The sequence below is a fragment of the Mesorhizobium sp. M1B.F.Ca.ET.045.04.1.1 genome, assembly GCF_003952465.1.
In the GTDB taxonomy this organism is placed as follows: domain Bacteria; phylum Pseudomonadota; class Alphaproteobacteria; order Rhizobiales; family Rhizobiaceae; genus Mesorhizobium; species Mesorhizobium shonense.
The window spans coordinates 1,934,956-1,959,234 of record NZ_CP034448.1 but is presented as its reverse complement, the minus strand read 5'-3'; the positions used below and the strand labels follow the sequence as shown (position 1 = coordinate 1,959,234).

At 63.6% G+C, this 24,279-nt stretch carries 20 protein-coding genes and 2 pseudogenes; 11 read left to right on the top strand and 11 right to left on the bottom strand.

The window, feature by feature from the left end; all coding sequences use genetic code 11:
• Window positions 1-79 precede the first annotated feature (79 nt).
• The gene (locus EJ071_RS09555) at window positions 80-1,858 is read left to right on the top strand and encodes a GtrA family protein (protein WP_126097647.1); all 1,779 of its coding nucleotides are present in this window, start codon (window positions 80-82) and stop codon (window positions 1,856-1,858) included.
• 43 nt (window positions 1,859-1,901) lie between these two features.
• Here EJ071_RS09555 and EJ071_RS09550 read toward each other — a convergent pair whose 3' ends face one another.
• The 4 genes from EJ071_RS09550 to EJ071_RS09535 form a co-directional block, all read right to left on the bottom strand.
• The gene (locus tag EJ071_RS09550; RefSeq protein WP_126097646.1) at window positions 1,902-2,924 is read right to left on the bottom strand and encodes an esterase-like activity of phytase family protein; all 1,023 of its coding nucleotides are present in this window, start codon (window positions 2,922-2,924) and stop codon (window positions 1,902-1,904) included.
• On the bottom strand, window positions 2,921-4,819 hold the full coding sequence (cobT, locus tag EJ071_RS09545) for a cobaltochelatase subunit CobT (protein WP_126097645.1): 1,899 nt from the start codon (window positions 4,817-4,819) through the stop codon (window positions 2,921-2,923). Before cobT ends, EJ071_RS09550 begins: the two co-directional genes overlap by 4 nt.
• Window positions 4,820-4,871: 52 nt before the next feature.
• Window positions 4,872-5,858 carry a cobaltochelatase subunit CobS gene (gene cobS / locus EJ071_RS09540; protein WP_059187986.1) on the bottom strand — a complete coding sequence of 329 codons (987 nt, stop codon included), beginning with the start codon at window positions 5,856-5,858 and terminating at the stop codon, window positions 4,872-4,874.
• Window positions 5,859-5,981: 123 nt separating this feature from the next.
• On the bottom strand, window positions 5,982-6,605 hold the full coding sequence (locus tag EJ071_RS09535; RefSeq protein WP_126097644.1) for a J domain-containing protein: 624 nt from the start codon (window positions 6,603-6,605) through the stop codon (window positions 5,982-5,984).
• A 136-nt stretch (window positions 6,606-6,741) separates the two neighbouring features.
• Between EJ071_RS09535 and EJ071_RS09530 the strand changes: the two genes are divergently transcribed.
• Window positions 6,742-7,044: a BolA family protein gene (locus tag EJ071_RS09530; RefSeq protein WP_126097643.1), complete on the top strand. Its 303-nt coding sequence runs from the start codon at window positions 6,742-6,744 to the stop codon at window positions 7,042-7,044.
• Between the two features lie 15 nt (window positions 7,045-7,059).
• Here EJ071_RS09530 and EJ071_RS09525 read toward each other — a convergent pair whose 3' ends face one another.
• From EJ071_RS09525 to EJ071_RS09515, 3 genes are all read right to left on the bottom strand, one after another.
• Entirely contained in the window at window positions 7,060-8,124 is a 1,065-nt protein-coding gene (locus tag EJ071_RS09525) for an acyltransferase (RefSeq protein WP_126097642.1), read from the bottom strand.
• Entirely contained in the window at window positions 8,121-9,185 is a 1,065-nt protein-coding gene (locus EJ071_RS09520) for an SGNH/GDSL hydrolase family protein (protein ID WP_126097641.1), read from the bottom strand. Before EJ071_RS09520 ends, EJ071_RS09525 begins: the two co-directional genes overlap by 4 nt.
• Before the next feature lie 227 nt (window positions 9,186-9,412).
• Complete coding sequence (locus EJ071_RS09515; protein WP_126097640.1) at window positions 9,413-10,222, bottom strand: alpha/beta hydrolase; 810 nt, start codon at window positions 10,220-10,222, stop codon at window positions 9,413-9,415.
• Window positions 10,223-10,512: 290 nt separating this feature from the next.
• Between EJ071_RS09515 and EJ071_RS09510 the strand changes: the two genes are divergently transcribed.
• From EJ071_RS09510 to EJ071_RS09495, 4 genes and pseudogenes are all read left to right on the top strand, one after another.
• The gene (locus EJ071_RS09510; RefSeq protein WP_126097639.1) at window positions 10,513-10,878 is read left to right on the top strand and encodes a hypothetical protein; all 366 of its coding nucleotides are present in this window, start codon (window positions 10,513-10,515) and stop codon (window positions 10,876-10,878) included.
• A gap of 219 nt (window positions 10,879-11,097) precedes the next feature.
• Window positions 11,098-13,047 (top strand): PrkA family serine protein kinase, encoded by a 1,950-nt coding sequence (locus tag EJ071_RS09505; protein WP_126097638.1) that lies wholly within the window; start codon window positions 11,098-11,100, stop codon window positions 13,045-13,047.
• Between the two features lie 19 nt (window positions 13,048-13,066).
• Window positions 13,067-14,451: pseudogene (locus tag EJ071_RS09500) on the top strand (YeaH/YhbH family protein).
• Between the two features lie 42 nt (window positions 14,452-14,493).
• Window positions 14,494-16,036: pseudogene (locus tag EJ071_RS09495) on the top strand (SpoVR family protein).
• A 389-nt stretch (window positions 16,037-16,425) separates the two neighbouring features.
• Here the strand turns inward: EJ071_RS09495 and EJ071_RS09490 are convergent.
• From EJ071_RS09490 to EJ071_RS09480, 3 genes are read right to left on the bottom strand one after another with little or no spacing between them, the layout of a single operon-like run.
• Window positions 16,426-17,316: a transporter associated domain-containing protein gene (locus EJ071_RS09490; protein ID WP_126102521.1), complete on the bottom strand. Its 891-nt coding sequence runs from the start codon at window positions 17,314-17,316 to the stop codon at window positions 16,426-16,428.
• 10 nt (window positions 17,317-17,326) lie between these two features.
• The gene (gene aroB / locus EJ071_RS09485) at window positions 17,327-18,457 is read right to left on the bottom strand and encodes a 3-dehydroquinate synthase (RefSeq protein WP_126097637.1); all 1,131 of its coding nucleotides are present in this window, start codon (window positions 18,455-18,457) and stop codon (window positions 17,327-17,329) included.
• A complete protein-coding gene (locus EJ071_RS09480) occupies window positions 18,454-19,065 on the bottom strand; it encodes a shikimate kinase (protein ID WP_126097636.1) in 612 nt (203 codons plus the stop codon). The genes aroB and EJ071_RS09480 overlap by 4 nt, the downstream gene beginning before the upstream one ends.
• A 196-nt stretch (window positions 19,066-19,261) precedes the next feature.
• Here EJ071_RS09480 and EJ071_RS09475 point away from each other — a divergent pair, with 196 nt between their 5' ends.
• The 5 genes from EJ071_RS09475 (at window position 19,262) to EJ071_RS09455 (ending at window position 23,161) form a co-directional block, all read left to right on the top strand.
• Window positions 19,262-19,414, top strand: a complete 153-nt coding sequence (locus EJ071_RS09475) for a hypothetical protein (RefSeq protein WP_040989318.1) — start codon at window positions 19,262-19,264, stop codon at window positions 19,412-19,414.
• 23 nt (window positions 19,415-19,437) lie between these two features.
• Window positions 19,438-20,352: a site-specific tyrosine recombinase XerD gene (locus EJ071_RS09470; RefSeq protein ID WP_126097635.1), complete on the top strand. Its 915-nt coding sequence runs from the start codon at window positions 19,438-19,440 to the stop codon at window positions 20,350-20,352.
• A 99-nt stretch (window positions 20,353-20,451) separates the two neighbouring features.
• The gene (locus EJ071_RS09465) at window positions 20,452-21,402 is read left to right on the top strand and encodes an acetyl-CoA carboxylase carboxyltransferase subunit alpha (RefSeq protein WP_126097634.1); all 951 of its coding nucleotides are present in this window, start codon (window positions 20,452-20,454) and stop codon (window positions 21,400-21,402) included.
• Window positions 21,403-21,612: 210 nt separating this feature from the next.
• On the top strand, window positions 21,613-22,908 hold the full coding sequence (locus tag EJ071_RS09460; RefSeq protein WP_126097633.1) for a murein L,D-transpeptidase family protein: 1,296 nt from the start codon (window positions 21,613-21,615) through the stop codon (window positions 22,906-22,908).
• Between the two features lie 10 nt (window positions 22,909-22,918).
• Window positions 22,919-23,161, top strand: a complete 243-nt coding sequence (locus EJ071_RS09455) for a sulfurtransferase TusA family protein (protein ID WP_189521435.1) — start codon at window positions 22,919-22,921, stop codon at window positions 23,159-23,161.
• A 12-nt stretch (window positions 23,162-23,173) separates the two neighbouring features.
• Here EJ071_RS09455 and EJ071_RS09450 read toward each other — a convergent pair whose 3' ends face one another.
• A complete protein-coding gene (locus EJ071_RS09450; protein WP_126097631.1) occupies window positions 23,174-24,277 on the bottom strand; it encodes a GTP-binding protein in 1,104 nt (367 codons plus the stop codon).
• Window positions 24,278-24,279: the final 2 nt, after the last annotated feature.

Sequence of the window (24,279 nt, the reverse complement as noted above, 5' to 3'; positions counted from 1 at the left end):
AAAATACTGTGGCGACTTTACGCTTTGTTACGGCCATTGGTGCAGGATCGCGAAAACGATCCAGGACCTCGCCATCAGCATGACCATCCAGGGCACCGGTTGGAAACATGACTTCCTGCTTGCGCTTTGCGCGACGCTGGTCGTGCTGGCGATCAATGCGATCTCGGGCTTCCCGACGATCGCGGACCTTGGCACCGACAACGACAGCATGCTGAGGCTGGTCGAGGTTCGCGACCTGCTGGCGGGCCAGGGCTGGTTCGATCTTCACCAATATAGGATGGGCCTGACTGGCGGCTTCGTCATGCACTGGTCGCGGCTGGTCGACACGCCGATCGCGCTGATCATCCTCGCCTTCCAGACTCTGGGCACCGGCACCGCCGCCGCTGAAAGAGCCGCGCAGATCATCTGGCCGCTCTCTCTTTATGGGCTCACCATATTCGTCATCCTGCGCGCCTCGCGGCGTTTTGCGGGAGCGGACGTGGCGATGCCGTCGCTGGTGCTCGCCACCGCGGCGCTGTTCTTTCTCGGCACTTTCAGCCCCGGCACGCTCGACCATCACAATGTCCAGCTCCTTTTGACGGCGGCCAGTCTCTGGCTTCTGATGGAGGCTCCGTTCTGGCGGCCCGCAGCCCTTCTGTCCGGCCTTTGCGCGGGCCTCACGCTGGCCGTCGGCATGGAGACCGCTCCTTATGTCGCCGCACTTGGCGCCTGTGCCGCCGTGCTTTTCATCCTCGATGAAAAGGAGCGCCTGACCGCGCGCGGCTTCGGCATCGGATTTGCCGCAACAGCCTCGTTGGTCCTTGTCGCCACCATATCGCCGGCGGAATGGGGCGTAGCCCAGTGCGACGCCTTCTCGGCCTTTCAGTTCGTCATCGCGGCGCTGTCCGGCTTCGGCCTGGCGGCGATTGCCGGCCTGCCCGGGCAATCGACGGCCAGGGCGCGGCTCGTCTCGATGTCCGCATTGGCGGTGGCCGTCGCGGCCATCGCGATCCTGTTCTTCCCGCAATGCCTGGCAGCGCCCTATGCCGGCATCGACGAGCGCGTTCGCACCTATTGGCTGAACGACGTCGTCGAGGCGCAGCCCTTCCTCAGCGTCGCCGTGAACCAGCCGAAGTTGATGGCGGCGCGCTATGTGACGCCCTTCATCGCGATCCTGTTGATCAGTCTTCAGCTGCGCAGCCGCCGCCTGCGCCGCGAGGAAGCCCTTGCCGCAGTGCTGCTGGTCGTCGCTTTCGTCGTTAGCCTCTGGCAGGTGCGCGGCTCGACCTTCTCGGTCGCCTTCGCGGTGCTGCCGCTCTCGACCTGGATCGCCGGGATTCGCCTGCAGGCGAGCGCCGCCCAGTCATGGCGCATCTCCTCCCGCATCGCGGCGGCATGGCTGGTGTCGCTCAACGCGACCTGGGCGGGCGTTGCGGTCGCCGCGCAGTCCGTGGTCCAAAAGGCGCCGACAGGAGTCAATTCCGATGCGGATCATGCGCTGACCTGCAGCAAGGCCTCAGACTTCAGCGAGCTGGCCGCCATGCCGGCAACGACGGTGCTTGCGTCTTCCAATCTCGGCTCGGCAATAGTGATGTTTACCGGCCACAGGGCGTTGGCCGGCCCCTACCATCGCAATGTCGGCGGCAACCTCGCCATGCTCGACGCCTTCATGGGAACGCCGGACGCCGCCCGCGCCATCGTCGAGCGCGAACATGTCGGGCTGGTCGCCATATGCCGCAGCAATTCGGAAGAGCTGTCGCTCGCCGCCGAAGCTCCCACGGGCCTGGCCGCGCGGTTGCTGAAGCGAGACGCGCCCGACTGGCTGGAATTGGTGAGCTCGACGGCGGACAAGCCCGTCGAGATCTACAAGGTCCGCTGAGGATCAATTCCAGGGATTGTCTGAAATAGGAACAGAGCGCTGCTCAATCCTGATGCAGAATGAACTCCAGATAGAGATTGCGCTGCAGGATCGAGTGGTTGTCGTCCGACACCAGCGACACCATCAGCGCGCCGTCGTCGCGGGTCCAGACGTCCAGCCCTTCCAGATTGTCGATCTGGTAGCCCATATCGGCTTCCATCAGCACCGGGCCGTCGGCCACCGCGCCCTTCTCGATGCTCTCGCCGTAGATGCGCCGCAGCCGCATCTTCACCCCGCGCGCCATCGAGAAGCTGCGTTCGAGCAGAAGCAGGTCGCCGTCCGGCAGGAAGGCGCCGTCGGTGATGTCGAAATCGCCGTTGCGCTTGACGGTGAAGACGCCCTTCCTCGGTCCCTCGATGATGGCGGCATAGATGTTGCCGGCCTTGTCGAGGCTCTTTTCCGAGACCACGACCAGGCCGCCCTCGTGCTGGCCATGGGGATTGGCATGAGCGACCGTCTCGAAGCCGCGGTTCTGGCGCAGCTCCCGGGCCGGCACCAGATAGTCGAGCGTCTTGAAGGGCGCCTTCATATTGTCCGGATCGATTTTGAACTGGACGACGCGTTGCTCGCGCTCGAAACCGACGGTGGCGATGCCGTCCTTGACCGCGAGGCCTTCCGCATCGACCTCCCACTTCTCCTCGATCGGCCGGCCCGAAGCGTCGACCATCTGCTGCATGCGGAAATCCGACACGCCCGAGGGACGCTTGTCGGCATCGTGCGTGATGGTGCCGAAAAACCAGAAACCGGTGTCGGCGACACCGATGAAATCGCCGCCGGGCTTGAGAAAGCGAAAGGCCGACAGCGCGCCGAAATCGCGCGAGGATGCGGTCATCTCCAGCCCGCCGACGAATTCCAGCGGCCCGAACAGCTTTTGGTTATGACCGACTTGGAACTCAGTGATCGGCCGCGCCGAAACCTCGATCGCCTCGACCGGGGCGCGCGCCTCGGCGAATGCCGGCGAAACCGACGCGCAAGCCAACACGCAAGCGAGAAGCGCTTGCCGTATCCCGCCCCGCGAGAAGATCATCCCGTACGCCGCAGGCCACCGCGCCGCACGTCTCGCGCGCTTTCCTCGTCGAACAGCGAGGCCAATTGCTCGGTCATGGCGCCCGCCAGCTCCTCGGCGTCGACGATGGTGACGGCGCGGCGATAGTAGCGGGTCACGTCGTGGCCGATACCGATGGCGAGCAATTCGACCGGCGAGCGCGTCTCGATGAGATCGATCACCGCGCGCAGGTGACGCTCCAGGTAGTTGCCTGGGTTGACCGACAGAGTGGAATCGTCGACCGGCGCGCCGTCCGAGATCATCATCAGGATCTTGCGCTGCTCCGGCCTTCCGATCAGCCGGTTGTGCGCCCAAAGCAGCGCCTCGCCGTCGATGTTCTCCTTGAGCAGGCCCTCGCGCATCATCAGGCCGAGATTGCGGCGCGCGCGCCGCCACGGATGGTCGGCAGACTTGTAGATGATGTGGCGCAGGTCGTTGAGCCGGCCGGGATTCGGCGGCTTGCCGTCCTTCAGCCATTTCTCGCGCGCCTGCCCGCCTTTCCAAGCGCGGGTGGTGAAGCCGAGGATTTCCACCGAAACGCCGCAGCGCTCCAGCGTGCGCGCCAGGATGTCGGCGCAAGTCGCGGCCACCGTGATCGGCCGGCCGCGCATCGAGCCCGAATTGTCGAGCACCAGCGACACCACCGTGTCGCGGAACTTGGTGTCGCGCTCCTGCTTGAAAGACAGCGGCTGCATCGGATCGATGACGACGCGCACCAGCCGCGCCGGATCGAGATAGCCTTCCTCCAGGTCGAAATCCCAGGAGCGGTTCTGCTGCGCCATCAGGCGACGCTGCAGCCGGTTGGCGAGCCGGCCGACCACGCCGGAGAGATTGGCGAGCTGCTTGTCGAGGAAGGCGCGCAGCCGGTCGAGCTCCTCTTCCTCGCAAAGGTCCTCTGCTCCGACCGTCTCGTCGAAGGCGGTGGTGAAGACCTTGTAGTCGATTTCCTTCGGCAGGTTGAGGAACGGGTTGTCGTTGCGGCGCGCCTCGCCCGGCGTCTCGGCGTCGGAATCGTCCTCGTCGGAGAGGTCGTCGGATGTGGCGTCCGTCGCCTCCGTCTCGGCAGAGTCCTCCTCGTCGGCGGAGGCCTCGGCATCCTCCGACTGCGACTGGTCGGAGCCGGAATCGTCCTCGCCGCCCTCCTCGCTCTGCTCCTCGCCCTGCTGCTCGTTCTCTTCGTTGTCCTCGGAGTCCTCGGTCTCCTGGTCGTCGCCGAGCTCCTCGGCCATTTCCATGGAGACGAGCATGTCGCGCACGATCCGGGCGAAAGCCTGTTGATCATCGAGCTTGGACGACAGGCCGTCGAGATCGGCGCTCGCCTTCTCCTCGACCCAGGGGCGCCACAGATCGACCAGCCGCTCGCCGCTCTTCGGCACGGGGCGGCCGGTGAGCTTCTCGCGCACCATCAGCGCCACCGCCTCCTCGAGCGGCGCATCGGCCTTGTCCCTGACGTCGACGAGGTTTGCCTTGGCGTATTTGTCCTCGAGCATCGAGCCGATGTTGTCGGCCACGCCCTGCATGGCGCGGCTGCCGATCGCCTCGACGCGCGCCTGTTCGACGGCGTCGTAGATGGCGCGCGCCAGCTTGCCTTCCGGCGCCAGCTTCGTGTGGATGCGCTGATCGTGGCAGGCGCGCTTCAGCGCCATGGAATCGCCGATGCCGCGGGTGATCGCGATGTCGGTGCGGGACGCCTTCTTCGGCAGTTCGGGCAGGCGGGCGCGGTTTCCCGCCAGCGCCGGCCGGTCCTTGGCGAAGCCGACCTCGAGGTCCTTGTCGCCGGCGACCGCGCGCATGCAGACGGTGACGGCGCGCTTGAAGCTGTCGGCTTCAGACCCGTTCTTCGGCTTGTTGCGCGTGTTGTCGCCCGGACCCGCCATCGATCATTCCCTGCGCGATTTGGCCCGAAAGGCCAAGCCTTCCGGCACGCGCTTAGCCAAGCACCACGTTGGCGGCGCTCTCCGGCAGATCCTCGCCGAAGGCGCGCTGGTAGAATTCGGCGACCACCGACCGCTCCAGTTCGTCGCATTTGTTGAGGAAGGTCAGCCGGAACGCCATGCCGATATCGCCGAAGATCTCGGCGTTCTCGGCCCAGGTGATGACGGTGCGCGGGCTCATAACGGTCGACAGGTCGCCATTGATGAAGGCCGAGCGCGTCATGTCGGCGACGCGCACCATCTTGTTGACGATCTCCTTGCCCTTGCTGTCGCGGTAGTGCTTGGCCTTGGCCAGCACGATCGACACCTCGTTGTCATGCGGCAGGTAATTGAGCGTGGTGACGATCGACCAGCGGTCCATCTGCGCCTGGTTGATCTGCTGCGTGCCGTGATAGAGGCCGGTGGTGTCGCCCAGCCCGACCGTGTTGGCGGTGGCGAACAGCCGGAAGGCCGGATGCGGGCGGATGACCCGGCTCTGGTCGAGCAGCGTCAGGCGGCCCGACGATTCCAGCACGCGCTGGATGACGAACATCACGTCCGGGCGGCCGGCATCGTACTCGTCGAAGCAGAGCGCAACATTGTGCTGATAGGCCCAGGGCAGGATGCCGTCGCGGAATTCGGTGATCTGCAGGCCTTCCTTGACGACGATGGCGTCCTTGCCGACGAGGTCGATGCGGCTGACATGGCTGTCGAGGTTGACGCGCACGCATGGCCAGTTGAGGCGCGCGGCGACCTGCTCGATATGCGTCGACTTGCCGGTGCCATGATAGCCCGACACCATGACGCGGCGGTTGTAGGCGAAGCCGGCGAGGATCGCCAATGTCGTCGCCTTGTCGAAGAGGTAGTCCGGGTCGATGTCGGGCACATGCTCGGTCGAGACCGAATAGGCGGGAACCACCATCTTGGAATCGAAGCCGAATTTCTCCTTCACCGGCACCGTCGTGTCGGGCAGGTTGGCGATGTCGCGATCGACCTTGTTCATCACTATCAACGTCTCCACGGGCGAAACGCCGCGTTTCGCCGGCAATCGATTTTGTTCGGGGGCGGTCTTAGAGCCTTTTCCAACCTTATGTAAGTTGGAAAACGACACGGACCGTAGGGTCGCTCAGCACAATCCTGCTTGCTTGAGCACGCGATAGGCCTGCAGCACATCGCGGAACCGGTCTTCCGAACCCCTGTCGCCGCCATTCGCATCGGGATGGTGGCGCTTTACGAGTTCCTTATAGCGCGCCTTGATATCCTTGCCAGTCGCCTTTGTATCAAGGCCAAGCGTTTCCAGCGCCTTGGCCTCAAGCGGCTTTGCCTTGCGCTCGCGCACCTCCCGCGTTCCGCCGCCGAACAGGTTGAAGGGGTCGCGCATGCGATTGTAGTAACCGGCGCGCCCCGAACGCTGCTGCGCGAAATCGGGCGCCGAACGCATCCCGCCGCCATTGGCGCCCATGCGCCAGGTCGGCCGGTGGCCGGTCAGCGCCTCCTTCTGGAAGCGGGCGATCTCGCTGTCCGACACGCCCGAGAAATAGTTGAAACCCTTGTTGTATTCGCGCACATGCTCGAAGCAGAAGCGGAAATACTCGCCCTCCTTCAGGCGTCCGACCGGCGCGCGATGCGTGCCGGCCTCGCTGCAACCGTCCCACTGGCAGATCGGGGCGCGCGACTTCAGCTCCGCATCCTTTTCCGGCCGAATGCGGATTTTCTCGAAATATTTGGGGTACGGTTTCATCTCACCCATTTATGGGCTGTTCGCTAGTGCGAAACAAGAATTGACATTTCGCCGATGATCGCCCTAACCGCTGAATCGCGGCTTAAAAGCGGTCGAAAATTGAGATTTTGCGGCTATGCCGCAGATGTGGTGAAGGGAAGGCCCGATGTCCATACAGTCGACGATGGAAAACAAGCTGAAGGCGGCATTTTCGCCGGAAAGACTCACCGTCATCAACGAAAGCCACCTTCACGCCGGCCATCATCATGTCGAGTCGGGCCATCACGCCACCTTTGACGGCACCGGCGAGACGCATTTCCGCGTCCGCATCGTCTCGCCGGATTTTGCCGGCATGAGCCGCATCGACCGCCACCGCGCCGTCAACCAGCTGCTTGCCGACGAGCTGAAGGCCGGCGTGCACGCGCTGGCGATCGAGCCGGCCGCGCCCGGCGAGAAGACCCGCTGGTAAGTGCAGCGAGCCCTGTCATTGTGGCTTCGGGACAGGCGCGGCAAGCCGCGCCGGCCGTTCGATCACAAAATACAGCACGATCGACAGGGCAATTGAAAGCACGCAGGCGGCACCGCCCAGCAGGACCTGCGTGGCGGTCCCCGCGTGGTCCGGCATCAGTTTGACGGCGAGTTGAAGCACGTAAGGGTGCGACAGATAAAGCGAATAGGACACGTTCCCCAGCAGAACCATGAACAGGACGATTGGCGTCGGGGCCGGCGCCCATGGCAGGACGGCGGCGACCAGCAGGACCGCCGGAATGCCGTTGGCCACCAGCCAATGGATTTCAAGCAGCGGCGCGCGCAACGCCATAGCCGCTACGAACATGAGGAATATCGGCAACGAGCGCCCGTGAAAGATCGCGGGGCTGCGCCTGTAAAGAAGGTAAAGGCCGATGCCGAGCACGAATTCGAGCATCAAAGGATTGGTATAGAACCGCCACGGGACATAATCCAACTTCACAAGACTCACCGCGGCGACGAGAAGTACGATGATTGCGGCCGGCACGAGCGGGCTGCGTTGGCCGAGCGCCAAGCACGCGGCATAGATGGCGTAGAAGAACATCTCATAATTGAGCGTCCAACCCAGAAACAGGATCGGCTGCACGGCTCCATTCGCTTTTGCGAACGGGATGAAGAACAGGGACTTGATCAAGGTCTCGCCGTTGACCACCGTCGAATTCAGCAGATCGGGTTTCAGCATGGCCAGGACCGCAATGCCCGCGGTCAGCGTCCAGTAGAGTGGGACGATGCGCATAAGCCGACGCCTGACAAAATACAGCGCGCCTGTTTTGGGATCGGTCGTGTAGGCGATGATGAAGCCGCTGATGACAAAGAAGATGTCGACCCCAACCGCTCCGTTGCGAAAGATGTTGGTCCGGTTTCCAAATTCGGCCTGCAAAGTGACGCCAAGATGAAACAGGACCACGAAAAAGGCGGCCACAAACCGCAGCATCTGCAGGCCGAGCAGTTTAGAACGGACGGACGGCCCGCGCGGCGGCGCGCCGGCGTCTTGCAAGCCAGCCGTGGATGCTGCCTTCATTGGGTGTGCGTCCAGCCGAGGTCCGCCTCGATCCGGTCCTCAAGCTGATTGGCCATGCGTTGCTGGCCGGCCTCGTTGGGATGCCAGTCGCAGCCGCGCAACGACGCCCCAGGCGGTTCGGTGAAGCGGATCATCGCCGTCTTGCTGTCGCCGGCGTCACGCCGCTGCTTGACCACGTCGTCCACTGCCTTGTCCGCCGCGGCGAAGTCCTCCCCCGTTAGCAATGGCCCGAACCCGGCGTAGATCATCGCATCAGGTGCATTGGCGCGCAGTTTCGCCAACAATTCGGCATAGCTGGCTGCAAAATTGGCGGGCCGGGCACCGCCGCTGAAATCGTTCGTCCCGAGATGAACGATGATGACGTCGGTTTTGGGCAGCGTTTCGCGATCCCGCCGCGAGGGCAGAACCCGGTCGTACAAATCCACCATTGTGCGCCCCTTGGCTCCCTGAAAGTTGCGAACGAGCCCCTTTCCCGAAGCGGCCAAGGTGATTACGTCCGCATCGTAGCGTCGCGCCGCGATCGCGGCATAGGTCAGGTACTGGTTTTCCGTATCGGCGCTGAACTTGCATTTTGCGTCCTTGCCCTCGATGCCGTAACCGGCGGAAATCGAGTCGCCGATCACCAACAGGCTGCGCTTCTTCGGCTCAGGCTGCAGAAGCGTGCCGTCGGTGCGCACATCCTTGAGAGTGGTGGTTCCGAAAAACGCCTCGGTACGGCGCACGAGCCGGACGGAGTGGCGACCCGCGCCCTGCCCCGCGACGAGACGGTAGCTGTTGGAGCCCTTCTTCAGATCGATCCGGGAGAGTTTGCCGTCGACATCCAGCACCAGGCTGTTCTTGCCGCGGTCGTCAAGCACGACGTCCAGCCAACTGCCCTCGAACGCGAACTCGATCGCGCTGCCGGGCCACTCGAAAACCGCTTGATCGCCGGTGTCGAGAAACCGTCCGATCAGCCGGGCACTCTTCAAGGCTGGCTCGGCAGCATATGTTGGCCAGGCAGCAAACCCAATGACAAGCAACAATGCGGCCATCAGGGTTGCCTGCGCGCGTTTATCAATCATCTCGGGCAGGACCTTTCAGGGGGGCGGCGTTCAACTAAAACGCGAACGCCCGCTCCCCCCAAAGGTTGCACCGCCTCGCCGACAATTAGTCGCAGCGTGCTTGGCCACCGCTTCGATGAGGAACAGCCCCGGGCGCGACAGCGCGCCGTCGAGCAGCGCGTCGAAACGTTCGAACGTGCCGGCGCGCCGCTTCCACCGACTTTGACGTGATCCAGTTTCGCCGGCGTTCAGGCGACCGTCGCCTTCAGGAAAGCCATGACCGCCGCGGTCAGCGCATCGCCATCCTCGCCGACCCGGCGGTTGATCGCCATGTGCGAATAGGCGCTGCCGTCAAACAGCGTAACCTTGGTGCCTCCGGTCCGCAGACGATCCGCCAAATCACGCGCCACGGCCGCGCGGATCGGCGCGTTCGAATAGGCGATGAAGACAGGCGGATGCTTGTCCTTGCCGATATAGGTCGCCGGAGACAGCGCCCGCCACCGGCTTGGATCCGAAAAGGCTTGCGCGTAGATCGGCCGCAGCGTGCCGCCCTGCGCCCTGGCCAGGGCCTCGATGTCATAGGCTTCGGTATCGTCGAGCACCAGCCCGGCGACGCCCGGCAAGCCGCCGCGAAACCCCGTCAACGCCGCGAGATGGCAACCGGCCGAGTGGCCCATCACCACGATGCGGTCGGGATCGCCGCCATATTCGGCGATATTTGCCCGCACATAGGCATAGGCCTTCTCGACGTCGCTCGCCTGGGTGGCGACATCGGCCTTGGGCAGCAGGCGATAGTCGATAGAGACGAACAGGAAGCCGTTGGCGAGCAGGAAGCCTGGCTTGGCGTTGACATTGTTGCGGTTGCCGAGCCGCCAGGCGCCGCCATGGATGAACAAGACGACCGGATCGCCCTTGGCGCCGTCGCGTGCGTAGACGTCGAGCTTGGCCGGCCCATAGTCGAGCGTCTGCGGCGGCCGGCGCAGGCGCCAGGCTGTCTGCGCACCTGTCGGCAGCAGCGCGGCAACGGACACAAGGACAAAATGTCGCCGATCGATCATCGTCATCTCCTGACCACCCATCCCGCCCTGCCCCCTTCGGTCGCGACCGCGCCGGCAAAGAGTGCATGCGAGCACGGCGGGCGTCCAGTTAAGGATTGTTCATCGGCCGCACGATTGGCTCGTCAACAGTTGGCCAACTTTCGCCCCATCGAATGCGCCGGCGCGCAACTCCGCCGCCTGGGGGACCATGGAACATTTCCCTGGTCTGGCAGTTTTGATTGCCGGGCGGATTGCTAGTCAGACCGGACCACCGACGCCCTCAGCCGGTGCTTTCCGAACGGTGATTACCCATGAAGAAGACGTATCGAGTTCCAGCCGCGCATCGTAACGGGCGCCCAGGCAGTTTGCGGCTTCTGCGGCTGTTTCCCGCAATTGCGCTCGCGGCTTTCCTTTCCGGTCCCGCCGCCGCGCATCAGGCTCCCAAGGGCTGGCAGTACGACAGCTCATGCTGCTCGGGGATGGATTGCTACCAGGCGCCCACGGCCGACGTGAAGGAGACGAAATATGGCTACCAGCTCTCCACCGGAGAGCTCATTCCCTACTCCGACAGTCGGATCAAGCGCTCGGGCGACGAGTTCTTTCACGAGTGCAAGCCCGGCGGCGACGCAAATTCCCGGCACTCGTTCTGCCTCTATGTTCCCGACCACGACATGTAAGTGGGGGAAAAACCAAGATTCTCCTTGAAGCTCTCCCGGCTATCACCACCTAAATATAACAGGTGAGCATTCCGTCTGAGTCGGGTGCTTTGAGACGTCGATGCCCGATTGCAGACGCTCTCCTTCATGTGAGGGAACCACAATGCTTTCCGGCAGTTGAATACGAGACGAGCCGACTTGGCCGACTGGAAGCCAGAGCGGCTCTGAGGGCACAATATCATGCGTGAGAACCAATCCGACGTCTTCGATCTGTTTTCGGAGATTTATTCCAACGCAGCCCAGGAAGAGTTGAGCCTCCAGCAATATCTGCTTGGCTGCCGAGAGGACAAGTCGATGTATGCCTCGGCACCCGAACGGATGGTCGAGGCAGTCGGCGAGCCGAACCTGGTCGACACCAGCAAGGACGAGCGGCTCGGGCGCATTTTCTCGAACCGCACCGTGAAGGTGTACCCCTCCTTTTCCGATTTCTACGGAATGGAGGATACGATCGAGCGCATCGCCGGCTATTTCCGCTACGCCTCGCAGGGGCTGGAGGAGCGCAAGCAGATCCTCTACCTCCTCGGCCCGGTCGGCGGAGGCAAGTCCTCGCTCGCCGAACGGCTGAAGAAGCTGATGGAGCAGCGCCCGATCTACACGCTGAAGGTCGGCAACCAGATCAGCCCCGTTTTCGAATCGCCGCTCGGCCTTTTCCATCCCGACCGGATGGGCGATTTGCTGGAAGACAAATACGGAATAAGCCGCCGTCGGCTCAATGGGCTGATCTCGCCCTGGGCGGCCAAGCGCCTGGACGAGCTTTCCGGCGACATTTCCAAATTCAGCGTGGTCAAGCTCCTGCCGTCGCGGCTTCGCCAGATCGCCATCGCCAAGACCGAGCCCGGCGACGAGAACAATCAGGACGTCTCGGCCCTCGTCGGCAAGGTCGACATCAGGCAATTGGAGAACTTCAGCCAGTCCGATCCGGATGCCTATTCCTACAGCGGCGGCTTGAACCGCACTACGCAGGGCCTGCTCGAGTTCGTCGAAATGTTCAAGGCGCCCATCAAGGTCCTGCACCCGTTGCTGACGGCAACCCAGGAAGGCAGCTACAACGGCACCGAGAATTTCGGCTCCTTCCCCTATCAGGGCATCGTCGTTGCCCATTCCAATGAGTCGGAATGGCAGCAGTTCAAGAACAACAAGAACAATGAGGCCTTCCTCGACCGCATCCTGGTGGTCAAGGTTCCCTATTGCCTTCGCATCACCGAAGAAAGGCAGATTTACGAAAAACTTCTGCGCGAAAGCGATCTGGCGAACAGCCCCTGCGCGCCTGAAGTGCTGGACATCTTGAGCCGTTTCACCGTCTCAACCCGCCTTGCAGAGCACGAGAACTCCCCGCTCTACACCAAGATGCGCGCCTATGACGGCGAGAATCTCAAGGAAATCGACCCGAAGGCGAAGTCGGTCCAGGAATATCGCGATGCCGCGGGCGTCGACGAAGGCATGACCGGGGTCAGCACGCGCTTCGCCTTCAAGATTCTGTCGCAGACCTTCAATTACGACACCAAGGAGGTGGCCGCCGATCCCGTGCATCTGATGTACATCCTCGAGGAGGCGATCAAGCGCGAGCAATTCCCGAAAGAGACCGAAGCCGCCTATCTCGAGTTCATCAAGTCGGAGCTCACAACGCGCTATGCCGAGTTCATCGGCCACGAGATCCAGAAGGCCTATCTGGAATCGTACAGCGAGTACGGCCAGAACCTCTTCGACCGCTACATCGCCTATGCCGACGCCTGGATCGAGGATCAGGACTACAAGGACCCCGATACCGGGCAGATCCTCAATCGTGAGGTTCTGGACAAGGAATTGTCGCAGGTCGAGAAGCCGGCCGGCATCGCCAATCCCAAGGACTTCCGCAACGAAGTGGTGAAATTCACCTTGCGCGCCCGGGCTCGCAACCATGGCCGCAACCCGTCTTGGACAAGCTATGAAAAGCTTCGCGAGGTCATCGAGAAGCGCATGTTCGGCCAGGTCGAGGATCTGTTGCCGGTGATCAGTTTCGGCTCCAAGCAGGACAGCGTCACGGAAAAGCGGCACAATGAATTCGTGCAGCGCATGGTGGAACGCGGCTACACCGAGCGGCAGGTGCGCCGGCTGGTCGACTGGTACATGCGCGTGAACAAGGCGGGCTGAGCAAAACCGGGACGGTTCCATGCCGATCTTCATCGACCGCCGCCTGAACCCGAAGGACAAAAGCCTGGGCAACCGTCAGCGCTTCCTGAGGCGCGCGCGGGAAGAGCTCAAGCGGAATATTCGCGACCACGTCCGCACAGGCCGCATCGCCGAGCTCGACCGGGAGCATGCCGTGCCGATGCCTCGCAAGGGCACCAGCGAGCCGACCTTCAGCGGCGCCAAGGACAGCGGACGGCGCCAGCATACCTGCCCGGCCAGGCGTTCAGCCCCGGTGACCGATCGCAGCGCGATCGCGGCCAAGGCAGCGGACGGCGCCAGCTATCCGCCCGGCAACAGGTCGTCAGCCCCGGTGACCTGATCCCCAAGCCCAGCGGCGGGGGCACGGGCCCTTCGGGTCCGGGGACCACCGAATCCGAAGACGACTTCCGCTTCGTGCTGTCGCGCGAGGAAGTGCTCGACCTCTTCTTCGAGGATCTCGAACTGCCCGATCTGGTCAAGCTCAGCCTGAAGCAGATATTGAGCTTCAAGCCGAGGCGGGCGGGCTTCACGGCAAGCGGCGCGCCGACCAACATCAATGTCGGGCGCACGATGCGCAACAGCCACGGGCGCCGCATCGCGCTCAAGCGGCCCAAGCAAGAGGAACTGGACGCGGTTGCCAGGCAACTGGCCGAACTGGAATCGAAACCGCCAAACGGGGCAGCACGCGACCGCATCGCGGCCCTGCGCAAGGATCTTGAGCGCCTTGAACGGCGGCGCAGGCGAATTGCCTATGTCGATCCGGTCGACATTCGGTTCAATCGCTTCGACCCCCAGCCGGTGCCGAATGCCAGCGCGGTCATGTTCTGCCTGATGGACGTGTCGGGATCGATGGGGGAGCGCGAGAAGGATCTGGCCAAACGCTTTTTCGTGCTGCTGCATCTGTTCCTGACGCGGCGCTACGATCGCACCGAGATCGTCTTCATTCGCCACACCCACGAAGCCCAGGAGGTGGACGAGCATACATTCTTCTACCACACGCAAAGCGGCGGCACCGTCGTTTCCACGGCGCTCGAGGAAATGCACCGCATCATCGAGCAACGCTATCCGGTCGCCGAATGGAACATCTACGCCGCCCAGGCTTCCGACGGCGACAACTTCGCCACCGACTCGGAACGCTGCATAGAACTGCTCGACCGCAGGCTGATGCATCTTTGCCAGTATTTCGCCTATGTGGAGATCATCGACGAGCGGGAAAGCCACATTTTCGGCTCGACCGAAAACGGGACGTCGCTGTGGCGCGCCTACAGCGCCATCGACGAGAAATGGCCGAACTTCCAGATGAGGCGCATCGCTGCTCCGGCCGATATCTATCCAGTCTTTCGCGAGCTTTTCGCCAGGCAACCCGCCTTGCGCAAGAGCGCGTGAGGGCATAGGCCGAAGGGACAGGGGCCGATGGGACAGAGGCCGATGGTCAGTCAGGCGCGCAAATCCGAGTTGCTTTTTTCTGGAGCCGACTGGGATTTCAAGAAACTGTCGCGGGCCTACGAAGAGATCGAATCGATCGGGGTCGAAGAACTTCGCCTCGACATCTATCCGGTGCAGATGGAGGTCATTTCCTCCGAGCAGATGCTCGACGCCTATTCCTCGGTAGGCATGCCGCTGATGTATCGGCATTGGTCATTCGGCAAGCATTTCCTTTACAACGAGCTTCTCTACCGCAAGGGCGCGCGCGGTTTGGCCTACGAACTGGTCATCAACTCCAACCCTTGCATCGTCTACCTCATGGAAGAGAACACCATGGCCTTGCAGGCCCTGGTGACCGCTCATGCCGCGCTTGGGCACAATCATTTCTTCAAGAACAATCATCTCTTCCGGCAATGGACGGACGCCGGAGGCATCCTGAGCTATCTGGATTTTGCCAAGAGCTACATCTCCCGATGCGAGGAACGGCATGGCCCGGCGGCCGTGGAGGCGGTCCTCGATTCCGCCCACGCGCTGATGGAACAAGGCGTCTTCCGCTACCATCGGCCGCCGAAGCTGTCGTCGGAGCAGCAGCGCGAAGGGCTTCGCGAACGCCTCGAATACGAGGAGCGTTCCTACAATGATTTGTGGCGCACGCTGCCCCCTCGCAGGGAAAGAACAAGCCGGAAGCCGAGGACGCGGGTTTTGCCGAGCGGAAGAAATCGCTCAATCTGCCCGAGGAGAACCTGCTCTACTTCCTCGAGAAGAACAGCCTGGTGCTTGAGCCTGGCAGCGCGAGATCATCAGAATCGTGCGGGTCATTGCGCAATATTTTTACCCGCAGCGGCAAACCCAGGTGATGAACGAGGGCTGCGCCACCTTCGTCCACTACACGCTCATGAACATGCTTTTCGACCGCGGCCGCATCAGCGAAGGCGCCATGCTCGAGATCCTGCGCAACCATTCGAACGTGGTCTTCCAGCCGGCCTTCGATGACCCGCGTTTTTCCGGCATCAATCCCTATGCCCTCGGGCTCGACATGATGCAGGACATCCAGCGCATCTCGACCGCACCGACCGCGGAGGACCGCGACTGGTTTCCCGACATCGCCGGCCGCGGCGACTGGCGCGACACCCTGCTCGACGCCTGGGCCAACCACCGTGACGAATCCTTCATCCGCCAGTATCTGAGCCCGACTCTGATCCGGAAATGGCGGCTCTTCGTGCTGGCCGACGGCGCCGACGAGCCGCACTACGAAGTCGCTTCGATCCACAATGAGCGCGGCTACGGCAAGATACGGTCCGCGCTGGCCCAAAGCTACGACGTGGGGGCGACCAGGCCCGACATCCAGGTGGTTGACGTCGACCTGTTGGGCGACCGGCATCTGCGGCTGCAGCACAATGTCAAGGACGGCATCCTGCTCGAGGACGAAAGCCGCGACGCGACCCTGCGCCATATCCGAAGCCTTTGGGGCTACGACGTCAGCCTGGCGGCTATGGACGGCGAAACCGGCGCGATGCTCAGCGAGCGCTCGACAAAGGAACTTTGAGCCGCCTAATTCCTCGACATAGGGGTCTGAACGGTTGCCATTTGTCGATGGGCGAGATTTTCACCGTTCATTTCCGTAAATCAGTGCAGACGCTGGGGATTGGCTGAAGCCTCCCAACCTCGTCATCCCAGGGCGAAGCAGGAGCGAAGCTCCGTCGCGGAGACCCTGGGATCCATTCCGTTACCTTGATCGAAGAGGGCAGCGGAGCAGAATTCTGTACCGCTGCAACGCTCATATGTAACGGAATGGATCCTTGGGTCTACGCGGTACGCTTCGCTTCCCGCTCCGCCCAAGGATGACGATCGCGATGGGTGTTTCGGCCAATCTCCAAGGTATGCGACCTGCCAACGCAACATAGCCGACCCGGTCAAGATTTCTGTGCCCGGCAACTAGCCCTCGCCGGCGGGCCGGATCCTCAATCTCGCGATGCGATTCTTGTCGCGCTTCATCACGACGAAACGCTTGCCGTGGAAGGTGAAGGCCTGCTTCTCCTCGGGGATCGTCTGCGTCTCATGGATGACGAGGCCGGCGATCGTCGTGGCCTCCTCGTCCGGCAGGTCCCAGTCGAGCGCACGGTTGAGGTCACGGATCGGCACCGTGCCGTCGACGACGACCGAGCCGTCGGCCTCCTGCTTGACGCCCTGCATGTCGACATCGTGCTCGTCGGCGATCTCGCCGACGATCTCCTCGATGATGTCTTCCAGCGTCACCAGCCCTTCCATCTCGCCATATTCGTCGACGACGATGGCGAAATGCGCCTTACGGCGCAGGAAGGCGTTGAGCTGGTCCTGCAAGGTGGTGGTGTCGGGCACGAACCATGGCTTCGACGCTATTTTTGTCACGTCGATCTTGGAAAAGTCGTTGCCGACCTCGTTGAGGGCCCTGAGCAGATCCTTGGCGTGCAGCACGCCGACGATGTTGTCGAACGAGCCTTTCCAGAGCGGCATGCGCGTGTGCGGGCTCTGCAGGATCTCACGCACCACCATTTCCGGCGGATCGTCGGCATTGACCGAGCGCATGTTGGTGCGATGGACCATAACATCCGACACTTCGAGCTCCTCGAGATCGAAAAGCTCGCCCAGCCGGTTGCGGTCCTCGCGCGCCTGCCCGTTGCGGCGGGGATCGTCGCCGTTCTCGTCCGAGAGATCGTCCTCGGGCGCCATCGGCTCGATCGGCTGCAGACTATAGCCGAGCGCCGCGAAGAGGCGGGTGAGGAAGACAAGCGCCAGCACGACGATGGCGGCAAGGATGGCGGCGGCGATCCAACCGGCGTCGATCATCTGGAATGGCTCATCTTGAGCCATTGGGATGGCTCGCCTTGAGGAAGGACAGCACTTCCGACGGCGGCACGTCCTTGGCGATGAAGGCCTGGCCGACGCCGCGCGTCAGGATGAAGATGAGCGCGCCGCGCGAGACCTTCTTGTCCTGGGTGATGAAGCCAAGCAGCGCTTCGGCGTCGGGCAATTCGCCTGGAATATCGGCTATGCGCCAGGGCAGGCCCACGGCGCGAAGATGCGCTTCCACGCGCTCCGCGTCGTCCGGGCTCGCCAGGTTGAGGCGCGCGGAAAAACGATGCGCCAGCGCCATGCCGATGGCGACGCCCTCGCCATGGACGAGGCGGGCGCCGTCATAATTCGTGGCGGCTTCGAGCGCATGGCCGAAAGTGTGGCCGAGATTGAGCAGCGCGCGGTCGCCGGTCTCGAACTCGTCGCGGGCCACGACATCAGCCTTGGCGCGGCAAGCCTCGGCGATGGCCTCGGTCCGCGGCTCTCCGCCCGCGAACACTTTCTGCCAGTTCTCCTCCAGCCAGGCGAAGAAGCCCGGGCGGTCGATCAGGCCGTATTTGGCAAGCTCGGCATAGCCCGCGCGGAACTCGCGTATCGGCAGCGTGTCGAGCACGCCGGTGTCGGCAAGCACCAGTTTTGGCTGGTTGAAGACCCCGACCAGGTTCTTGCCGCGCGCGCTGTTGATGCCGGTCTTGCCGCCGACGGAAGAATCGACCTGCGCCAGCAGCGAGGTCGGCACCTGCACGAAGTTCATCCCGCGTCGCACGATGCCGGCGGCGAAGCCGGCAAGATCGCCTATCACGCCGCCACCGAGCGCTATCACCACGTCGCGGCGTTCGAGCTTGGCGGCGAGCACGCCGTCGACGACCTCTTCGAGGTGAGCGAAGCTCTTGGTCTTTTCGCCGGCCGGCAGCGTGATGACGGCCGCCCGGATGCCGCCCTTTTCCAGGCCGGCCTTCAACGTTTCGAGATGCGCGGCGGCGACGTTCTCGTCGGTGACGATGGCCGCGCGCGTGCCGGGAAGGCGGTCCGCAATTTCCGTTCCGGCGCCGGAGAGCAGGCCGGGGCCGATCAAAATGTCATAGGCACGGTCGCCGAGGCCGACCTCGACCTTCACTGGCTCGGTATGGCTCACGGGTCCACCTCGTCGCTGGTCGCGATGGCGGCGATCCCGAGATAGGAACAAAGCGCGCACACCACTTCGCCGGCGATGACTTCCTTGCGGTCGTCGCGGGTCGAGACCGTGATGTCGGCCGTGGCATAGACCGGATAGCGCTCGCTCATCAGTCGCTCCAGCACGCCGCGCGGATCGGGATTCTTCAACAGCGGACGGTTCTGTTTCTTCGAGACCCGCTCCATCAGGAGATCGAGATCCGCCTTCAGCCAGACCGAGACGCCGTGACCGGCGATCGCCTCGCGCGTCTGCGCGTTCATGAAGGCGCCGCCGCCGGTCGACAGCACCTGCGGGCCGTTTTCGAGCAGGCGCAAGATCACCCGCTGCTCCAGCGCCCGGAACTCGGGCTCGCCATAGCGCTCGAACAGCTCCGGCACGGTCATGCGCGAAACGTTCTCGATCTCCTGGTCGCTGTCGATGAAGGGCAGCGAAAGCATCGTCGCCACCTTGCGGCCGATCGCCGTCTTGCCGGCGCCCATCAGCCCGACAAAGACGATCGAGCGGCTGCCGAGCTGCTCAAGCAGCGCGGCACGGCCTTCGTCCGGCGGATTTGCTGGTAGCGCGTTCATGCGGAACCCTCTTTGCGCCGTATCGACATCAAAAGCCTGTTTGCGTCAAGCACGGCGCCGCAAGCGGAGCGGATCGCGCGACTTTCCACCCAGAACCTTCGTCGACAAACCCTTCGTCCTTGAATTGCCCGGATTGGCGTCCCATAAGGGCACAGGGTTTGGAAAACGCAGAACAAGAAGACGGGCGAAAAACTGAATGCCGACATTGTTTCGCTTTGTCGTGACGCTGGCGGTTCTTGCAGGCATTGCCTATGGCGCGATGTTCGCTCTGGCGATGTTCGTGGAACCGAAGAAGGCGGAAATGAGCGTGCGCATTCCCGCCGAGAAGCTCAATCCGAAGAAAAACTAACCGAGAAGAACTGATCCGGCCAGATGAACAGCGCGGCCCGCATCGAAGCCTTCCTGGAGATGATGAGCGCCGAGCGGGGGGCGGCCGAGAACACGCTTTCCTCCTACCGCCGCGACCTGGAAGACGCCTCCGAAGCCATCGGCGGCGGGCTGGCGGGAGCGGGAGCGGCCGATATCCGCGCCTATCTCGACGACATCGCGGCCAGAGGCTTCGCGCCGACCTCGCAGGCGCGCAAATTGTCGGCGATCCGCCAGTTCTTCAAATTCCTCTACGCCGAAGGTCTGCGTGGGGACGACCCGACGGGAACGCTGGACAGCCCGAGGAAGGGCCGGCCGCTGCCGAAGACGATGAACGAAGCCGAGACCGGCCGCCTGCTCGATCGCGCGGCCGAGGAAGCGGCCGGTGCCGCGCCGGACGGCGACCGGCTGGCGGCGTTGCGCCTGCACGCGTTGGTCGAGGTGCTTTATGCCACAGGCCTGCGCGTCTCCGAGCTGGTCGGCCTGCCGGTGACGGTGGCGCAGCGCGACGACCGTTTCTTCATGGTGCGCGGCAAGGGCGACAAGGAGCGCATGGTGCCGCTGTCGGCCAAGGCGCGCGCCGCGATGCGGGCATGGCTTTCGGAACGGGCATCCAAGCCCGCCCTTACCGACAGTCCCTACCTGTTTCCCGCCGCCTCCGACAGCGGCCACCTCTCCCGGCAGGTCTTCGCGCGCGATCTCAAGGGCCTGGCGGCCCGGGCCGGCATCGCCTCGGCCAAGATCTCGCCGCATGTGCTTCGCCACGCCTTTGCCAGCCATCTCTTGCAGAACGGGGCGGATTTGCGGGCCGTGCAGCAACTGCTTGGCCACGCCGACATCTCCACCACGCAGATCTACACCCATGTGCTGGAGGAGCGTCTGGTGCGGCTGGTCAACGATCATCATCCGCTTGCCGACTAGGCCTCATATCGCTATGTGAGGGCGACGTTCCACCGCCCGGAGCCAGCATTTCTAAGGTTCCGCCTGCCATTGCCTTCCGACGGATCGGTCCGCCCAAGCATGTACAATTACCTCGATTTCGAAAAGCCGGTGCAGGATCTGGAGCTGAAGATCCTCGAGCTGAAGAAGCTTGCCGAAAACGGCGAGGCGGTTGACGTCGCCGACGAGATCAACCGGCTGGAGAAGCGTTCGCGCGATGCGCTGCGCGACCTCTACAAGGCGCTCACCCCCTGGCAGAAGGTGCAGGTCGCGCGCCATCCCGACCGGCCGCATTGCGTCGACTACATCAAGGGCCTGTTCAGCGATTTCACGCCTTTGGCCGGCGACCGCAATTTCGGCGACGACCAGGCGATCGTCGGCGGCTTCGCCCGCTTCCGCGGCGAGCCGGTGGCGGTGATCGGCCAGGAGAAGGGCTCGGACACGGCAAGCCGCATCAAGCATAATTTCGGCTCGGTGCGGCCTGAAGGCTACCGCAAGGCGGTGCGCCTGATGGAGCTTGCCGACCGCTTCAATATCCCGCTTTTGACGCTGGTCGACACCGCAGGCGCCTATCCCGGCGTCGGCGCCGAGGAACGCGGCCAGGCTGAGGCCATCGCGCGCTCGACCTCGGCCTGCCTGGCGCTGAAAGTGCCGTCGATCTCGGTCGTCATCGGCGAAGGCGGCTCGGGCGGCGCCATTGCGATTGCCACCGCCAACCGCGTCTACATGCTGGAGCATGCCATCTATTCGGTCATTTCGCCGGAGGGCGCGGCCTCGATCCTGTGGCGCGACACCACCCGATCCAAGGACGCGGCCACCAACATGAAGATCACCGCCCAGGACCTGCTCGAGATGAAGATCATCGACGCCATCGTTCCCGAGCCGATGGGCGGCGCCCAGCGCGCGCCGGAAACGGTGATAGCCGCCACCGGCGACCTCATCGCCAAGACGATGAAGGATTTTGCCGGCGCCAACACCGATTTCCGCGAGCAGCGCCGCGAGAAATACCTGGCGATGGGCCGCAGCCTTTAATCAGGCTCTTCGTGGTAAACTGTGGCGGGAACGCACAATTCCGCCACAAAAATGCCGCCGGATTCGGTTCAATGGAAATCGCCGTGAGGGGTTGGCCGAGGCTTGCGGTAAGGAATTTTCAAGGTTAACGGGCTTACGGTCCATTGGTGTTCAGCCTGCGGGCCCGGCCATGCCGAAGCCGTTGGCCCGAAGAAAGACGTAGCCGTACCGATGTTTGCCAAGCTTGCCCGCACCGGAGTCCTGATCGCCGCGATAGGCGTCGCCGGCTGCAACGATTCGTCGATGAAGGATTTCGCGCCGGAGGCCAACAAGCCGCTGCCGGACAAGATCTTGGCCGACATGAGGGCCAAGGGCATGGTGCGCACCTCCTCGGTGATGGCGCGCATCTTCAAGGAAGAAGGCAAGCTGGAGATCTGGAAGGCCAAGACCAACGGCCGCTACGATCTCGTCGCCAGTTACGACATCTGCAAATGGTCGGGCAAGCTCGGCCCTAAATACACCGAGGGCGACCGCCAGGCGCCGGAAGGCTTCTACACGGTGCGTCCGTCGCAGATGAATCCGCGCTCGAACTACCATCTGTCCTTCAACATCGGCTTTCCCAACGCCTATGACCGCGCCAACGGCCGCACCGGCGCCAATCTGATGGTGCACGGCGCCTGTTCGTCCTCCGGCTGCTATTCGATGACCGACGCGCAGATCGAGCAGATCTATGCCTTCGGCCGCGATGCCTTCCAGGGCGGCCAGACCGAGTTCCAAATCCAGGCTTTCCCGTTCCGCATGACCGCCGCCAACATGGCGCGCTACCGCAACGACCCGAACTACGAGTTCTGGAAGATGCTGAAGGTCGGCTACGACAATTTCGAGATCACCAAGGTGCCGCCGAAGGTCGACGTCTGCGAAAAGCGCTACGTCTTCAACCAGGTGGCGCCCGAAGGCACGACCTTCGATCCGACCGGCCCCTGCCCGGCAAGCACCCAGCCGGACTCGTTGAAGACGGCCTACGCCAACTATGAGAAGGGCTACGACGCGGCCTTCAACTCGGCCGTGAAGTCGAGCACCCCGGCACCGAAGCCGACCATCGCCGGCATCAAGGAAGCCAGCATCGTTTCCGACTGGTCGAAGCGCCGCGCCCGCGGCGAACGCGTTCCGATCGATCCGCCTTCGATGAATTCCGACGGTTCGGTGACGGAGACGACGCGCATGGGCCGCATCGATTCCCCGCTCGGCCGCAAGATGGCGGCGATCGATGCGGAGAAGGAGGCCAAGCGCAAGGCCGAGGAGCAGCGGCTGGCGGCGATCGAGGCCGCCAGGGCCGCCAAGGAACAGGCCAAGGCGCAGGCGCTGGCCGAGAAGGAAGCCGCCAAGCAGGCGGCCCAGCAGCCGGTGGTCACCGCAGGCGTCGAGGCCGCGCCCGCCCAACCGGCGATCGAGACCCAGGCGGCAAGCGCCGATGAGGGCACGGTGTCGAAGCTGAAGAAGAAGCTGCTCGGCATGTTCGGCGGCTGAGATTTTTGCCTTGCCCAGGCCAGCCACGTACGACCTCAAGGGATTGAACTGCCCATTGCCGGTGCTGAAAGCCCGCAAGCGCCTGGCCGCGATGCGGCCCGGCAGCCGGCTCTGGCTCGAAACCACCGACCCGCTGGCCGTGATCGACATTCCGGCCTTCTGCGCCGATGCCGGCCACCAGCTGGTCGAGACGGCCGCGGTCGACGGCGGCCATCGTTTCCTGGTCGAGCGCGGCGGCGCGACCTCAACCTAACTGCTTTTCGGCTTACAGTCCGGCGATCGCCAGCGGATTGGCCTCGAGCGCCGTCCGGTCCGGCGTGTCGATCGACGGCCTGTTGGTGAAGGCGGCGAACAGCCGCTGGATGTAGTCTTGCGGCATGTCGAGCGTGACCAGCACCAGGCGGGTGCCGCGCTGCCCGTCCGGCCAGGCCGGCAGCCTCGCCGGCGGATGTAGGATCTTCTGCACGCCGTGGATGACCAGCGGCCGCGACGGATCCTCCATCAACTCGATGACACCCTTCATGCGCAGCAGCTTCTCGCCATGCGTGGAGCGCAGAAGATCGAGGAACATCTCGATCGCCGAGAACGGCACCGGGCCGTCATGGACGAGTGCGTGGGAGCGCACGCGGCTGTCGTGGCGGTGGTCGTGATGATGGTGGCTGTGATCATGGTCATCATGGTGGTGATGATCATGCGCGGCCTCTTCGCCGAGCCAGCGCCGCACGTCGGCGCTCTTGGTCTCCGGGTTGTAGAGGCCGCAATTGAACAGAGACGCGGCGCCCGTGCCCGGATCGTTGACGTCGAGCAGCAGGGCGCCCGGGTTTATCTGGTGAAGTCGGGCCCTCAGGGCCTCGACATCGCTGCTCTCGGCGAGGTCGGTCTTGGTCAGCACGATGCGGTCGGCGACCGCCGCCTGCTTCACCGCCTCGACATGGCCGTCGAGCGCGGCCTCGCCGTTGACGGCATCGATCAGCGTGATGACGCTGTCGAGCCGGAAAGCCTGCACCAGCGCCGGATGCGCCATGATCGACTGCAGCACCGGCGCGGGATCGGCAAGCCCTGTGGTCTCGACGACGACGCGCACCAGCCTGGCGATGCGGCCGGTCTGCAGCCGGTCGACGAGGTCGGCCAGCGTGTCGACGAGGTCGCCGCGCACCGTGCAGCAGAGGCAGCCGTCGGAAAGCTGGATGATGCCGTCCGAAGCCTGCTCGACCAGCAAATGGTCGATCGCCACCTCGCCGAACTCGTTGATGATGACAGCCGTGTCGGCGAGCTGCGGATCCTTGAGCAGCCGGTTGAGCAGCGTCGTCTTGCCGGCGCCGAGAAAACCGGTGAGCACCGAGACGGGAATGGGAAAGCCGCCGCTCATCG